Consider the following 13,643-nt stretch of genomic DNA (forward strand, 5'->3'; position numbering starts at 1 on the left):
CAGCCCGAACGCGTGGTCACGTGGGGCTGGTCCGCCCAGGACGTCGTGCCCGCCCTCGACGTTGTGCCGGTCGCCATGCCCCGCAACGACTACGGCGGCGACGGGAACGGGATCTTCCCCTGGGACGCGCCTCCGTGTCCCTCCCCGAGCCCGGCGACCTCTTCCTGGGCCGCGCCGACCAGGTCGCTTGTTTCGTCCTCGTGGAGCTGCGCCTGTCCGGGGCGCCGTTCCAGAGCCTGGTGCGCAACCCGCTTGTCAGCCCGGACATCATCGGCATCACGCACGGAGCCAGCGCCGCCGGGGTGGTCGGCGTCGTCTGCCTGGGCATCAGCGGGCCGGCGCTGACCGCGTTCGTCGGCACGGGCGGCCTCGGCGCGGCGGCCGTGATCCACCTCCTCGCCTGGCGCGGCGGCGTGGTCGGGTACCGGTTCCCGCTCACCGGCATCGGAGTGGCGGCGCTGGCCACGAGCGTCGTGTCCTGGGGCCTCACCCAGAACGACGTCCGTGACACGCAGGTGGCGCTGACCTGGATCACGGGTAGTCTGGCGCGCGCGGACTGGCCGACGCCGAACCCGTTGCTGGGCTGCGCCGGGATGCTCGTGCCCGCGTTGGCCGTGTCGGGCGGGCGGCTGCGTTCGCTCGAACTCGGCGACGACCCGGCCGCCGCCCTGGGAGTGCCCGTGGAACGCTCCCGGCTGTGGCTGTCGTCGGTGTCGGTGGCTCTGGCCGCCTCGGCGGTGGCGGTGACCGGTCCGGTCGCCTTCGTCGCCCTGGTCAGCGCGCCGATCGCCCGGCGCACCGTCGGCGCGGGCCGGCTGGGCCTGGTCCCCGCGACACTGGTCGGCGCAGTGACCATGCTCGCGTCCGAACTCATCGCGCAGTTCACGATCCCCGAGACCACTCTCCCCGTGGACGTGGTGACCGGTGTCGTGGGCGCTCCGTACCCTCTCTGGCTCCTCATGCGGACCAACCGGTCCGGGGCAGGTGGTTGACATGACTCTGGCCGACACCGGGCGGGCGGGGAACTCCGTGCTCGCCTTCTCCTCCCTGGAGACCGAGGGGCTGACCCTCGGGTACGGGGAGGAACCGGTCGTGCACGACCTCACGGTCAGCGTGCCGCCCGGCGTGGTCACCTCCATCGTCGGGGCGAACGGCTGCGGCAAGTCCACCCTGCTGCGCGGTCTGGCCAGGCTGCTCGCCCCGCGATCGGGGAGGGTGCTGCTCAACGGGGCGGACATCCACGGGATCGCCACCCGCGACGTGGCCAGGATCATCGGTCTGCTGCCGCAGAACCCGGTCGCGCCGGAGGGGATCACGGTCGCCGACCTCGTGGGCCGCGGGCGCTACCCGCACCAGGGGTGGTTCCGCCGCTGGACGGCGGAGGACGACCGGGCGGTGCGGGAGGCCCTGACGGCGACGGACACGCTGGAGCTGGCGGAGCGGTCGGTCGACGAGCTGTCCGGGGGGCAGCGGCAGCGGGTGTGGATCGCGATGACCCTCGCCCAGCGCACCGACCTGCTGCTGCTCGACGAGCCGACGACCTTCCTCGACATCGCCCACCAGGTCGAGGTGCTGGACCTGCTGCTGGAGCTGAACCGGACCCAGGGCACCACGGTCGTCATGGTCCTGCACGACCTCAACCTGGCCTCGCGCTACTCCGACCACCTGGTGGCGATGCGGGAGGGGCGGGTGTACGCCGCCGGGCGGCCCCGGGAGGTGGTCACCGAGGAGCTGGTCCAGGACGTGTTCGGGCTGTCGGCGAGGGTGTACCCGGACCCGGTCACCGGGACGCCCAGCCTGTCCCCGCTCGTGCGCAACCCCGATCACCTGCCGGGTTGAGCGGACCGATCCGTCGGCCGGACCGGGCACGGTGTGACCCGGGCCGCGGCGCTCGGTCCGCAACTCGGGTAGTGTCCGGCCACGTGAGCCACGCGACCGCCGCCGACGGCACCCGGATCTGGTACGACACCCTCGGTGAGGGCGAACCCCTCCTCCTCGTCCACGGCCAGTCCCTCGACCACACGATGTGGAACGGCGTCGCCGAGGAGCTGGCCCGCCACCACCGGGTCGTGCGGATGGACCTGCGGGGCACCGGGGGCAGCGACGCCCCGGTCGACTCCGCCTACACGACGGACCTCCTGGCGCGCGACGCCCTCGCGGTCCTGGACCACCTCGGCGTCGCGCGCGCCCACGTCTACGGCTTCTCCATGGGCGGCAAGGTCGCGCAGACGCTCGCGGCCACGGCCCCCGAACGGGTCGGCGCACTCGTGCTCGGCTCGACCGCCCCGGGAGGCGGGCACGAGATCGAACGCCCCGTCGAGGCCTCGCTGGCCCTGCGCAGGGCCAACACCGAGGAGGGGCGCGGGCTCGTCGCGCACCTGTTCTACACACCCGCCTGGGCCGACGCGCACCCGGACCAGGTCGCAACGATCGTGCCGCACAACCCCCTCCGAGCCCAACGGCGACACTACGAGGCGAGTCTGCGCCACGACGGATGGGACCTGCTGCCCGCCATCGCCGCCCCGACCCTCGTCGTGCACGGCGAGGACGACGAGCTCACCCCGGTGGGCAACGCGGCGCTGGTCGCCGAACGCGTCCCCGGCGCCCGGCTGTCGGTCCTGCCCGGTGTCCGCCACGGCTACCTGCACGAGGTCGAGCCCAAGGCCACCCGGGAGGTCCTCGACTTCCTGGCGGAGCACCCGCTGCCCCGCTGACACCTGACGGACCGGTCGGCTCCGGCGCGGCTCAGGCCGGTCCCGGTCCGGCTTCGGCGGGCGGCCACTGGTCGGCGCGCAGCCTGTCGAGCTGGCGCCGGTCGCGCTTGGTCGGGCGGCCCGCGCCCCGGTCGCGCCGGATGACGGGTCCCGTCGCCTGGGGCGGCGGGGTGGGCGACCGGTCGACGTAGCACCGCGTCGCGAGGGGCGCGCCGACCCGCTTGACGATGACGTGGCTCACGTCGACGAGCCGCGTCGTTCCGTGCAGCCGGACGCGCACCTCGTCTCCGGCCTTCACCGCGGTGGCCGCCTTCGCCGGACGGCCGTTGACGCGCACGTGTCCGCCACGGCAGGCCTGGGCGGCGTCCGACCTGGTCTTGGTGAGGCGCACGGCCCAGAGCCAGCGGTCCACCCGGGTCGACTCCGGTCCGGACGGCAGGGGGGCCGACGGCTCGCTCACGCCGTCTCCTCTCGGTGTCGGGGACGTCGTCCACCACTCTAGGCGGGCGGCGGTACGAAGTACTCCGAAGTCGCGCTAGAGTTGTTCCTGCAACGAGGTCCTGTGGAGCAGTTAGGAGTGCTCGCCACCCTGTCAAGGTGGAGGCCGCGGGTTCAAATCCCGTCAGGACCGCAGCCGGAGCCCGGCACCGCGAGGTGCCGGGCTCCTGTCGTTGTGGGGTGGAACCCGCCTGACGGGGAAGGTCCCCCTCAGAGGCGACGGCATCGGGCACGGGAGGATGACGGGACCTTGGGCTACCGGTACGCCGTCGAACGGGCGGACCACTCGGCGCTGGCGAGCGGGCAGGTGCTGCGCTCCGCGCCCGGGTATCCGGGCTTCCCCGTGCGGCTGGCCAGCGAACTCTTCCAACGAGCGCTGGCCCACGTACACGACACCCCGGTACGCCTGTGGGACCCCTGCTGCGGCGGCGGCTACCTGGTCACGGTGCTGGGGCTGCTGCACCGCGACCGCGTCTCCCACGTGCGGGCGTCGGACGTGGACGCCGACGCGGTCGACCTGGCGGCGCGCAACCTGGAGCTGCTCACCGCGTCGGGTCTCGCCGGACGGGAGGCCGAGCTGCGCCGGTCGGCCAGGGACTTCGGACGTGTGGCGTTCGTGGAGCGGGCGGAAGCCGCCGCGGACCTGGCCGCCGGGCTGGCCGCGATGGGCGGGGACCTTCCGCACGACGCGGCGGTGGCCGACGTGTTCGGCCTTGACGAGCAGGTCGACGCCGACCTGGTCGTGACGGACGTGCCCTACGGCGAGATGACGCGGTGGTCCGGGGCCGTGCCGGGGGAGGACCCGGTGGGCGGCCTGCTGGCGTCGCTCGGCCGTGTCCTGCCCGAGCGGGCCGTGGTGGTCGTGGCGGCGCGCGCCCGTCGGATCGTGCTGCCGGAGGGCGTACGGGCCCTGGAACGCGTGCGGGTCGGCAACCGGTCGGCGGTCCTCGTGCGCGCCCGCGACGCGGCGCCGTAGACCGCGGTCGGGGCCGGTCGCGCCCCGGAGCGGCCGGGCGTCCGGTCAGCCACCCGGCGAGCTGCGCGCCCGTACGGTCCGCGCGGCGTAGACGGCCAACGCGAGCGCGGTGACCGCGAGGAGGACGAACCCCAGCGTGTACTCGCCCGTCGCCCGGTGGACCACGGTCAGCAGCACCGGCGGCAGGAGCCCGCCCAGCGCGCCGCCCGCCCCCGCCATGCCGCTCACGGTCCCCACCTGCCGCGGATCCACCGCCTCGGCCACCAGTGCCATCACACCGCCGGTGCCCAGCCCGAGAGAGGCCGCGACCAGGGTGAACGCCGCTCCGGCCAGGAACCCGGCGAGCGGGTGCAGAGCCAGCGCGACGGCGAACACGCCCGTCCCCGCGAACGAGGCCACGCACACCCGCGCCGCACCGATCCGGTCCGAGAGCAGTCCGCCGCACGCACGGGCCAGCATCGCCACGACCGCGAACCCGGTCGTGCGCGACGCGGCCTCGGCCGCCGTGTACGCGTGGTCCGTGGTGAGCGCCGTCGGCAGGGCGGTGGTGAAGGCGACGACGCCGCCGAAGGCCACCGCGTACAGCAGTGCCGCCCGCCACGCCACGGCGAGCCCGAACGCGTCGCGCACCCGGATCCGCGGGGCGCCGGGCGGAGGCCGCCACCCGGGCGCGTCACGGCCGAACACCCAGGTCACGACGCCCATCGCGACCAGGGCCGCGCACAGCGCCAGGTGCGTGCCAGCGGCCCCGACCGCCGTCACCAGGCGCGGCGTGAGGTACGTGGACAGTCCCATGCCGAACATGCCCGCGCCGAACACCCCCGTGGCGAACCCGCGCCGCCCCGACGGGTACCAGGAGGCGACGAACGGGAGCCCCGCGGCGAACGAGGCGCCCGCCACCCCCAGCAGCAGCGCCCACAGCACGAGCAGCCCGTAGGAGGTCGACGCCACCCCGAGCAGGAACGTCGGGACGGCGGTCGCCGCACACACGGCCGCGAGCGACACCCGGCCGCCGAGGCGGTCGGTCAGCACACCGACCACCACGAGCGCGACCGCCCCCGACAGGGCGGGCAGCGCCACCAGGACGGTGGTCTGGGCGCCCGTGAGACCGAGGGCGCCGGCGTAGGAGCGCGACAACGGCGCGATGAGGTTCCACGCCCAGAGGGTCAGGGTGAACGCCGCGGTGGCCAGGGCGAGGTTGCCGCCCGCGGTTCCGATCCGTGTCGTGCGTCCCGCGGCATGCGTGCGCATGTGGACAACTCCCCCTCGTCGTCGATTCGCGACGATTGTCGCCGAAATCGGAGTGGGATACGTGACATCCGGGCCGGAGCAGGCATATTCATTAACGGAATGTGGCGGGTGCCGGGCCGGAACCCGCCGGGCCGGGAAAAGGCAAACGGAGTGTTGTGGCGATGGCGGCACGAGGTCAAGGCGGAGTTTCCCAGGACGAGGTCGCGGACGGGGGCGAGCACCGGTCCGACGCCGACCCGGCGGATCACGATGAGAGCGTCGGTGCTGTTCAGAGCAATGGCGTGCGATGGCAGGGGCGGCGTTCACGCGGCCGTGCGTACCGTTCCGCGCACGGCGTGAACCCCTGCGGGCCGTGTTCGCGCGGGGTGGGGGTCGAGGACGGAATCGTCATCCACGAAACGCGCGCGGCCGATTATCCGTCGATCGTCCCGGACCACCCGGAACACGGGTCGCGCGGTTGTCCGCGTGGCGCACCCTACACTCGCGATATCTATTTCCGTGTGCGCGGCGAACGCGGCGCGCGCCCGGTCGTTCCGCGGCCCCGGAACGGGGACGACGCGCAGACGCGCGTGTCCGCGGGCACGAACGACGGCGAGGGGGACGAGGGAGCCAACGGCCTGGCGCGCGGTTCGCGCTGATACGTTCCGTCCGTTCCCAGCCCGAACCCGCCCCACCGGCACCACCCAGGAGACCCGGCATGATGGAGCTGTTCCCGCCCTTCCCGCTTGAGGTCTGGCAGGACACCAAGCAGACGCTGCACCGTTTCGAGCAGATCGTCGGGAAGACGCGCCTGCGCCACAGTCCGCGCCGCAACCACTGGTGGCACGTGCCCTTCCACCTGACCGGGACCGGGATCACCACGCGCCCGATGGGCCTGGTGGACGGGAACCCGGTGTTCAGCGTCGACTTCGACTTCGTCCGCCACCAGTTGGTCGCGTCCAACATCGAGGGCGCGCGGGTGTCCTTCCCGCTCCAGGGCAACAGCGTCGCCTCGTTCTACCTGCGGTTCCAGTCCGCCCTGGACAGCCTCGGCGTGGACGGGAGCATCCCGGAGGCGCACCCGTTCGACCTGCCCGACTCCGACCGCCCGTTCGTGGACGACCACGAGCACGCCGCCTACGACCCCGCGCACGCCACGCGGTACTGGCAGATCCTCAGCCAGGTCAACCTGATCCTGGAGGAGTTCTCGGCGGGGTTCTCCGGCAAGACCAGCCCCGTGCACCACTTCTGGCACACGTTCGACATCGCGGTCACCCGGTTCTCGCCGCATCCGGTCCCGCAGCCCCGGGAGGCCGGACCGCTGATCCGCGAGGCGTACTCGCGGGAGGCGGTGAGCTTCGGGTTCTGGTTCGGCGACGACTCCATCCCCGAACCGTGCTTCTACTCCTACACCGTGCCCGAACCCCGGGGCCTGACCGAACGCCGCCTCTCTCCCACGTCGGCCGAGTGGGTGGAGAGCGGTCAGGGGCACCTCGCGCTGCTGCGGTACGCGGACGCGCGCAAGGCGCCCGACCCCCATGCCACGGTCCTGGAGTTCCTGGAGAGCGCCTACCGCGCGGGGGCGGAGCTGGCCGGGTGGGACCTCGACGCGCTGGCGAGTCCCGGCGGGATCACCGACCCGTACCCCACCCGGCGCTGACCCCGCGGCGCGCCCGTTCGGACGAGGGGCGCCGGACGCCCGGTCGACGGGCCGCCCGGGCGGGCGGCAAGGGTCAAGGGGGGAACTTCCAGGAGTAAAATCCCGTTCCTTCGTGTGCGCGGAGTTTCTGGGGGAATGGGCTCCGGAACGTCGCGGTTCGCGACGCGCACGCAGCGCCCGCGGAGGGCACCCGGAGCGGGGGAGTGGCATGGATCTGACCGTCGTCGACGCGCCGGAGCGGTCGAGGTACGAGGTGAGCGCCGACGGGCGGGTGGTGGGCTTCTCCGCCTACCACCTGATCGAGGAGGGCGTGCTCGCCCTTCCCCACGTGGAGGTGGAGTCCGCGTTCGAGGGGCGGGGCGTGGCCAGCGCGCTCGTGCGCGAGTCCCTCGACGACATCCGCGCCCGCGACCTGAAGGTCGTTCCGATCTGCCCGTTCGTCCGGGCCTTCCTGAAGCGGCACCCGGCCTACGGCGACCTGGTCCAGGGGGCGTGAGGGGCGCCAGCTGAGCGACGGGTCCGCGTTCCTCCGGCGTGCGCCGGGAAACACTTCCGCGTCGGAAGCGTCACCTTCCGGCGAAGGTGTGCCGCGACGGGTGAATCGCCCGGGGCCGGGGGTATACGGCAACGACCCGTACCCCCGAGCGAAGGAGCTCGCCCGTCGTGTCAGCCGCAGACGCAGACCCCACCCTCAACGAGCGCGTGACCGGTGCCATCGGGGACTTCAACAACGACATCCTGTGGGCCTGGGGCGTGATCCCCCTCCTCGTCGTCGTGAGCCTGTACTTCACCTTCGGCTCCGGCCTGGTCCAGATCCGGATGCTGCCCGAGATGTTCCGGGCCCTGAGGGGCACGCCCGAGCAGGCGCCCGACGGGAAGAAGGCCGTGTCGTCGCTCCAGGCGTTCATGATCTCGGCCGCCGGGCGCGTCGGCACCGGGAACATCGTCGGCGTGTCGGTCGCCATCGCGCTCGGCGGGCCGGGCGCGGTGTTCTGGATGTGGACGATGGCGACGGTCGTCGGCGCGGCCAGCTTCGTGGAGGCGACGCTCGCCCAGCTGTACAAGGTGCGCGACCGCTCCGGGTACCGCGGCGGCCCCGCGTACTACATGGAGCGGGCGCTCGGCCAGAGGTGGCTGGGGGCGCTGTTCGCGGTCATCCTCATCCTGACCTTCCCGATGGTGTTCAACGCCGTGCAGAGCAACACCATCGCCGGTGCGATCGCCAACTCCTCCGAGACCCTGGGCCTCGGCTCGGGCGCGTGGCTGTCGGCGGCCGTCGGCGTCGTGCTCGTCGTGGTCACCGGCCTGGTGATCTTCGGCGGCGTCCGCCGGATCGCGCACACCGCCCAGGCGCTCATCCCGTCCTTCGCCGCCCTGTACGTCGTCCTCGGCCTGATCATCATGGCGATGAACTGGCAGGTGCTCCCCAGCGTGCTCGCGCTGATCCTCGAGCACGCGTTCGGTCTGCGGGAGTTCGGCGCCGCGACCCTCGGAACGGTGATCATCCAGGGCGTGCGCCGGGGCATGTTCTCCAACGAGGCCGGTCTGGGGTCGGCGCCGGTGGCGGCGGCCAGCGCCTCGGTGACTCACCCGGTCAAGCAGGGTCTGGTGCAGACGCTCGGCGTGTACTTCGACACCCTGCTGCTGTGCACGGTGACCGCCTTCATCATCCTCCTCGCCTCCGACGGGTCGGTCGACAGCGGTCTGGCGGGCGACCTGGCGCAGCAGGCGGTCATGACGTCGCTCGGGCCGTGGGCGCTGCACCTGATGACCGCGATCATCCTGCTGGTCGCGTTCACGTCGGTGCTCGGCAACTACTACTACGGCGAGTCGAACGTCGAGTACCTGACCAGGAGCAGCGGTGCGCTGATCGGGTACAAGTCCGCGTTCCTGCTGGCGACCTTCCTGGGGGCGCTGGGGTCGATCGACCTGGTCTGGACGCTCGCCGACACCACGATGGGCGCGATGGCACTGATCAACCTGCTGGCGATCACGCCCCTCGCGGGGATCGCGTTCCGGCTGCTGAAGGACTACAACCAGCAGCGGAGGGAGGGCCGGGACCCGGTGTTCACCCGGGACCGGATGCCCGGCCTGCGGGGGATCGAGTGCTGGGAGTCGGAGGAGGAGGTCGCCTCCGGGTCCCGGGCGCGGGGTTAGGCCCGCCGGACAGGCGGACGGAGTCCCCCGGGGGCGGTGCGACGGCTGACGGCCGGAACACCGCCCCCGGCGTGTGTGCGGGCAAGGCATCTTTTTCACGGTGAACGCGAAAATCCCGTAGTTTCCGGACATCCGTGTGCTTTCGGCCACGGAGATGAGGCGCTAGTGTTCTGCATCACAGTTGTGGCGGCCCGTGTGTCTCGTCGAGGGAGTCCGATGTCCATCGTCTCAATCGAGCCCGCCACCGCCGAGCGGTGGGAGGACCTGGAGAACCTGTTCGGACCGACCGGGGCCTACGGGCACTGCTGGTGCACCTTCTTCCGCAGGCGGGCCAAGGACCACACGGCGAGCACCTCGTGCGAGCGTTCCCTGCGAGGGGTGGACAACAAGGAGGAGTTGCGGCGGCTGACGTTGGACGGCCGGGTCCCCGGGCTGATCGCCTACGACGGTGACGGACCGTGCGGCTGGGTGTCGGTGGCGCCCCGGGAGGACTTCATCCGGCTCTCGCGGTCGCGGTCGCTGCGGCCCGCCGACCCCAACGAGCCGGGCGTCTGGGCGCTCGTCTGCTTCTGGCTCCCGCCCAGGCGCCGACGCCGGGGGCTCGGCAGCCGCCTGCTGGACGGGGCCATCGAGTACGCGCGGGCCAACGGCGCCCGGGTGCTGGAGGCCTACCCCGTGGACACGGCGGGCGGCCGGGCGCCGAGCGCGGAGGTGTACACGGGGACGGTCGAGATGTACCAACGCGCGGGGTTCTCCCTGGCCCCGCACCACAACAGCGAGCGTGTGGTGGCGCGGCTGGCGTTGAAGTCCGACTGACGTCGGGTCGCGCGGGGCGGGGCCGTGCGGACGGCTGTGCCCGCCGTGCCGGATCGCGCGCGGCGGGCGGCGCCGGGTCCAAGCCCGTGCGCGGGTAGGGGGTGATCCCGTGCACCACGCACCCCTTCTTCCTCCGGCCGGGGCTCGCGCGTGCGGGCGTGGGCGGTGGGCGGCCCGGTCGGAAAGGCGCGCCGTACCGAATCGGTGGGATGAGGTCGTCCGAAACGCGGGTGCGGGAGGTCGACGGGGAACCGGGGGAGGGTATCGCCCGATCGGGGTGGATCTGGCGGGGTACGTGACGTGCGCGCCCTGGCGGCCTCGTCCGGCGGTCCGCCATGGCGGACCGGCCTGGAGGCCTGGCGCACGGGTCCGGCCCGGAGGTCCGGGCCGACGCGTGGATCCGGCCCTTGGGCGAGATGCGGGCAGCACGAGGCGGCCGGCGGGTCACGGCCCCCTGTAACGAGTAGACCGTGCGAGGGCGGGGCGGCGCCAGGGCGGGTCGTCGGCCTGTGGACGGCCGGGGCGGTCGGCTCGTGTGCGGGCGATCGCGTGGCCGGTGGGAGCGTGCGCGCGGCCGTGGCCGGAGTGCCGTGCGGGGCTCTGGCTGATCTCCCCTACCGTGGATTGGTACCCCCCTGGGGTAATCTCGGAGGAGCGTCGGACGGGCGTGTCCGGGTGCTTGACGAAGCTATACCCCCTGGGGGTATAGTTGGCCGCAGTTGGAGCGGTCCGGCACCGGGCCGCCGAGGTACACGCGTACTCAGGAGACGACATGGCCACCATGACCACCGCTGTCTACGACGTCGACGGCATGAGCTGCGGGCACTGCGTCAACGCCATCACCCAGGAGGTCACGGGTGTCGCGGGCGTCAGCGACGTCAGGGTCGACCTCGAGGCCAAGCGGGTCACGGTCACCAGCGAGGGGCCGGTCAAGGACGCCGAGGTCCGCGCCGCCATCGACGAGGCGGGATACGAGGTGCGCAGCTGACATGGGCGTGACCACGAGACTCGGGCTCTTCGCGCTGGGGCTCGTGGCCGTGTTCGCCGCGATGTTCGGGGTCGGCTCCGTGGTCGGCCCCCTCCTCCCGGAGGGCGCCGCCCAGCAGGGCACCGCGGGCACCCCCGGCGGCGACACCGGCCCCGAGCACGGCGGCGACGCCTCCCAGACGGACCACGAGCAGCGGTTGGAGCGGTGAATTGAGTACCAGCGACACCCGGGAGCGACAGACCGGCGCGGCCCCGGTCGAGCTCGCCATCGGCGGCATGACCTGCGCCGCGTGCGCCAACCGCGTCGAGAAGCGGCTCAACCGGATCGACGGCGTCACGGTCAGCGTCAACTTCGCGACGGAGAAGGCGCGGGTCTCCTTCGACGGCGCCCCTGTCGCGGTCGAGGAGCTCGTCGCCCAGGTCGAGAAGGCGGGCTACACCGCCACCCTCCCCCGGCCCGAGGCCGGGCCGGAGGCGACCGCGGCCGAGCCGGAGGACCCCGCGCGGGGCCTGCGGAACCGGGCGCTGGTCTCCCTGCTGCTCTCCGCGCCGGTCATCGCGATGGCGATGATCCCCGCCCTGCAGTTCACCTACTGGCAGTGGGCGTCCCTCGCCCTGGCCGCCCCCGTCGTCGTCTGGGGCGCGCTGCCGTTCCACGTCTCGGCGTGGAAGAACCTCAGGCTGGGTACGGCGACCATGGACACGCTGGTCTCCCTCGGGGTGACCGCCGCGTTCCTGTGGTCCCTGTACGCCCTCTTCCTCGGAACCGCCGGAACCCCCGGTACGGTCCACCCCTTCGAGTTCACCATCACCCGCACCGACGGCTCCGGCAACATCTACCTGGAGGTCGCGGCCGGGGTCACCTCCTTCATCCTCCTCGGCAAGTTCTTCGAGGCCCGGTCCAAGCGCCGCGCCGGGGCCGCCCTGCGCGCCCTGCTCGAACTCGGGGCCAAGGACGTGACCGTCCTGCGCGGCGAGGGCTCCGCCGCGGTCGAGGAGCTCGTCCCCGTCGACCGGCTCGCCGTCGGCGACCGCTTCGTCGTCCGTCCCGGCGAGAAGATCGCCACCGACGGCACCGTCGAGGAGGGCACCTCCGCCGTCGACATGAGCATGCTCACCGGAGAGTCCGTCCCGGTCGAGGTCTCGCCCGGGACCGCCGTGGTCGGGGCCACCGTGAACGCGGGCGGCCGCCTGGTCGTCCGGGCCTCGCGGGTCGGATCCGACACCCAGCTCGCCCAGATGGCGCGCCTGGTCGAGGACGCCCAGAACGGCAAGGCCGCCGTCCAGCGGCTCGCCGACCGCGTCTCCGGGGTCTTCGTCCCGATCGCGATCGTGATCGCCGTCGGCACCCTCGGCTTCTGGATCGGCACCGGCGGGTCGGTGTCCGCCGCCTTCACCGCCGCCGTCGCCGTCCTCATCATCGCCTGCCCGTGCGCGCTCGGCCTGGCCACACCGATGGCGCTGATGGTCGGCACCGGTCGGGGCGCCCAGCTCGGCATCCTCATCAAGGGCCCCGAGGTCCTGGAGAGCACGCGCCGCGTCGACACCGTCGTCCTGGACAAGACCGGCACCGTCACCACCGGAAGGATGGCCCTCGCGGGCGTCACCGCCGCCGACGGCGAGGACGAGGACGAACTCCTGCGCCTGGCCGGGGCCCTGGAGAACGCCTCCGAGCACCCCATCGCCCGCGCCGTCGCCAAGGGCGCCGCCGCGCGGGTCGGCGCCCTCCCGACACCGGAGGACTTCGCCAACATCGAGGGCAGGGGAGTCCAGGGAATCGTCGACGGGCACGCCGTCCTGGTCGGCCGGGCGTCCCTGCTGGAGGAGTGGTCGCAGTCCCTGCCCGAGAGCCTGGCCGCCGCGCTCGCCGCCGCCGAGTCGAAGGGCCGCACCGCCGTCGCGGTCGGCTGGGACGGCCGTGCCCGCGGGGTCCTGGTCGTGGCCGACACGGTCAAGCCCACCAGTGCCGAGGCGGTCCGGCAGTTCCGCCACCTCGGGCTCACCCCGATCCTGCTCACCGGTGACAACGAGGCCGTGGCCCGCGCCGTGGCCGCCGAGGTCGGCGTCGACGAGGTGATCGCCGAGGTCCTGCCCGAGGACAAGGCGGACGTCGTCCGGCGGCTCCAGGACGAGGGGCGCACCGTGGCGATGGTCGGCGACGGGGTCAACGACGCCGCCGCGCTGGCCCAGGCCGACCTGGGACTGTCCATGGGCACCGGCACGGACGTCGCGATCGAGGCCAGCGATCTGACCCTGGTGCGCGGGGACCTGCGCGCCGCCGCGGACGCGGTCCGGCTCTCGCGTCGGACCTTGGCGACCATCCGGGGCAACCTGTTCTGGGCCTTCGCCTACAACTCGGCGGCACTGCCCCTGGCCGCGCTCGGCCTGCTCAACCCGATGCTGGCGGGGGCCGCGATGGCGCTGTCGAGCGTGTTCGTGGTGACCAACAGCCAGCGCCTGCGCCGGTTCCAGCCGCTCTCCGACCACGTCCGGGCCGCCTGACCCGGCCCCGGCCAGCCCGCCGCCGCGCCCAGAACCGCCCCGGGATCCGCGTCCCGGGGCGGCCGCGTGCCCGCGGCCAGCATGAATAACCGGACGAAACCCC

The 13,643-nt window shown here is 73.1% G+C and carries 13 protein-coding genes and 1 tRNA gene; 12 read left to right on the top strand and 2 right to left on the bottom strand.

Annotation, left to right across the window (positions count from 1 at the left end):
- The first annotated feature begins 134 nt into the window (after nucleotides 1-134).
- The 3 genes from ACIBFB_RS21755 to ACIBFB_RS21765 all read left to right on the top strand — a co-directional run bounded on the left by ACIBFB_RS21755 (nucleotide 135) and on the right by ACIBFB_RS21765 (nucleotide 2,714).
- Nucleotides 135-992, top strand: a complete 858-nt coding sequence (locus tag ACIBFB_RS21755) for a FecCD family ABC transporter permease (protein WP_397232889.1) — start codon at nucleotides 135-137, stop codon at nucleotides 990-992.
- A gap of 1 nt (nucleotide 993) precedes the next feature.
- Nucleotides 994-1,839: an ABC transporter ATP-binding protein gene (locus tag ACIBFB_RS21760; RefSeq protein ID WP_397232891.1), complete on the top strand. Its 846-nt coding sequence runs from the start codon at nucleotides 994-996 to the stop codon at nucleotides 1,837-1,839.
- 83 nt (nucleotides 1,840-1,922) lie between these two features.
- Nucleotides 1,923-2,714: an alpha/beta fold hydrolase gene (locus ACIBFB_RS21765; protein WP_397232893.1), complete on the top strand. Its 792-nt coding sequence runs from the start codon at nucleotides 1,923-1,925 to the stop codon at nucleotides 2,712-2,714.
- Between the two features lie 31 nt (nucleotides 2,715-2,745).
- On the opposite strand, the gene ACIBFB_RS21770 is transcribed toward ACIBFB_RS21765, so the two are convergent.
- Complete coding sequence (locus tag ACIBFB_RS21770) at nucleotides 2,746-3,174, bottom strand: RNA-binding S4 domain-containing protein (RefSeq protein WP_397232895.1); 429 nt, start codon at nucleotides 3,172-3,174, stop codon at nucleotides 2,746-2,748.
- A gap of 96 nt (nucleotides 3,175-3,270) precedes the next feature.
- Here ACIBFB_RS21770 and ACIBFB_RS21775 point away from each other — a divergent pair.
- Both ACIBFB_RS21775 and ACIBFB_RS21780 read left to right on the top strand, forming a co-directional pair.
- Nucleotides 3,271-3,345: transfer RNA gene (locus ACIBFB_RS21775), tRNA-Asp, on the top strand.
- 117 nt (nucleotides 3,346-3,462) lie between these two features.
- A complete protein-coding gene (locus ACIBFB_RS21780; protein WP_397232897.1) occupies nucleotides 3,463-4,188 on the top strand; it encodes an rRNA methyltransferase in 726 nt (241 codons plus the stop codon).
- 45 nt (nucleotides 4,189-4,233) lie between these two features.
- Here the strand turns inward: ACIBFB_RS21780 and ACIBFB_RS21785 are convergent, their stop codons facing one another.
- Nucleotides 4,234-5,439, bottom strand: a complete 1,206-nt coding sequence (locus ACIBFB_RS21785; protein ID WP_397232899.1) for a nitrate/nitrite transporter — start codon at nucleotides 5,437-5,439, stop codon at nucleotides 4,234-4,236.
- A 700-nt stretch (nucleotides 5,440-6,139) separates the two neighbouring features.
- Between ACIBFB_RS21785 and ACIBFB_RS21790 the strand changes: the two genes are divergently transcribed.
- The 7 genes from ACIBFB_RS21790 to ACIBFB_RS21820 all read left to right on the top strand — a co-directional run bounded on the left by ACIBFB_RS21790 (nucleotide 6,140) and on the right by ACIBFB_RS21820 (nucleotide 13,540).
- A complete protein-coding gene (locus ACIBFB_RS21790) occupies nucleotides 6,140-7,078 on the top strand; it encodes a DUF5996 family protein (RefSeq protein ID WP_397233069.1) in 939 nt (312 codons plus the stop codon).
- Between the two features lie 208 nt (nucleotides 7,079-7,286).
- Nucleotides 7,287-7,574, top strand: coding sequence for a GNAT family N-acetyltransferase (locus tag ACIBFB_RS21795; protein WP_397232901.1), 288 nt, complete (start codon nucleotides 7,287-7,289; stop codon nucleotides 7,572-7,574).
- A gap of 167 nt (nucleotides 7,575-7,741) precedes the next feature.
- Entirely contained in the window at nucleotides 7,742-9,235 is a 1,494-nt protein-coding gene (locus ACIBFB_RS21800) for an alanine/glycine:cation symporter family protein (RefSeq protein WP_397232903.1), read from the top strand.
- A gap of 216 nt (nucleotides 9,236-9,451) precedes the next feature.
- A complete protein-coding gene (locus ACIBFB_RS21805; protein WP_397232905.1) occupies nucleotides 9,452-10,051 on the top strand; it encodes a GNAT family N-acetyltransferase in 600 nt (199 codons plus the stop codon).
- Between the two features lie 772 nt (nucleotides 10,052-10,823).
- Nucleotides 10,824-11,039 (top strand): heavy-metal-associated domain-containing protein, encoded by a 216-nt coding sequence (locus ACIBFB_RS21810; protein WP_397232907.1) that lies wholly within the window; start codon nucleotides 10,824-10,826, stop codon nucleotides 11,037-11,039.
- A 1-nt stretch (nucleotide 11,040) separates the two neighbouring features.
- A complete protein-coding gene (locus ACIBFB_RS21815) occupies nucleotides 11,041-11,247 on the top strand; it encodes a hypothetical protein (RefSeq protein WP_397232909.1) in 207 nt (68 codons plus the stop codon).
- Nucleotide 11,248: 1 nt separating this feature from the next.
- The gene (locus ACIBFB_RS21820) at nucleotides 11,249-13,540 is read left to right on the top strand and encodes a heavy metal translocating P-type ATPase (RefSeq protein WP_397232911.1); all 2,292 of its coding nucleotides are present in this window, start codon (nucleotides 11,249-11,251) and stop codon (nucleotides 13,538-13,540) included.
- The last annotated feature ends 103 nt before the right edge of the window (nucleotides 13,541-13,643 follow it).

It is taken from the genome of Nocardiopsis sp. NPDC050513 (assembly GCF_044457925.1).
GTDB lineage: Bacteria > Actinomycetota > Actinomycetes > Streptosporangiales > Streptosporangiaceae > Nocardiopsis.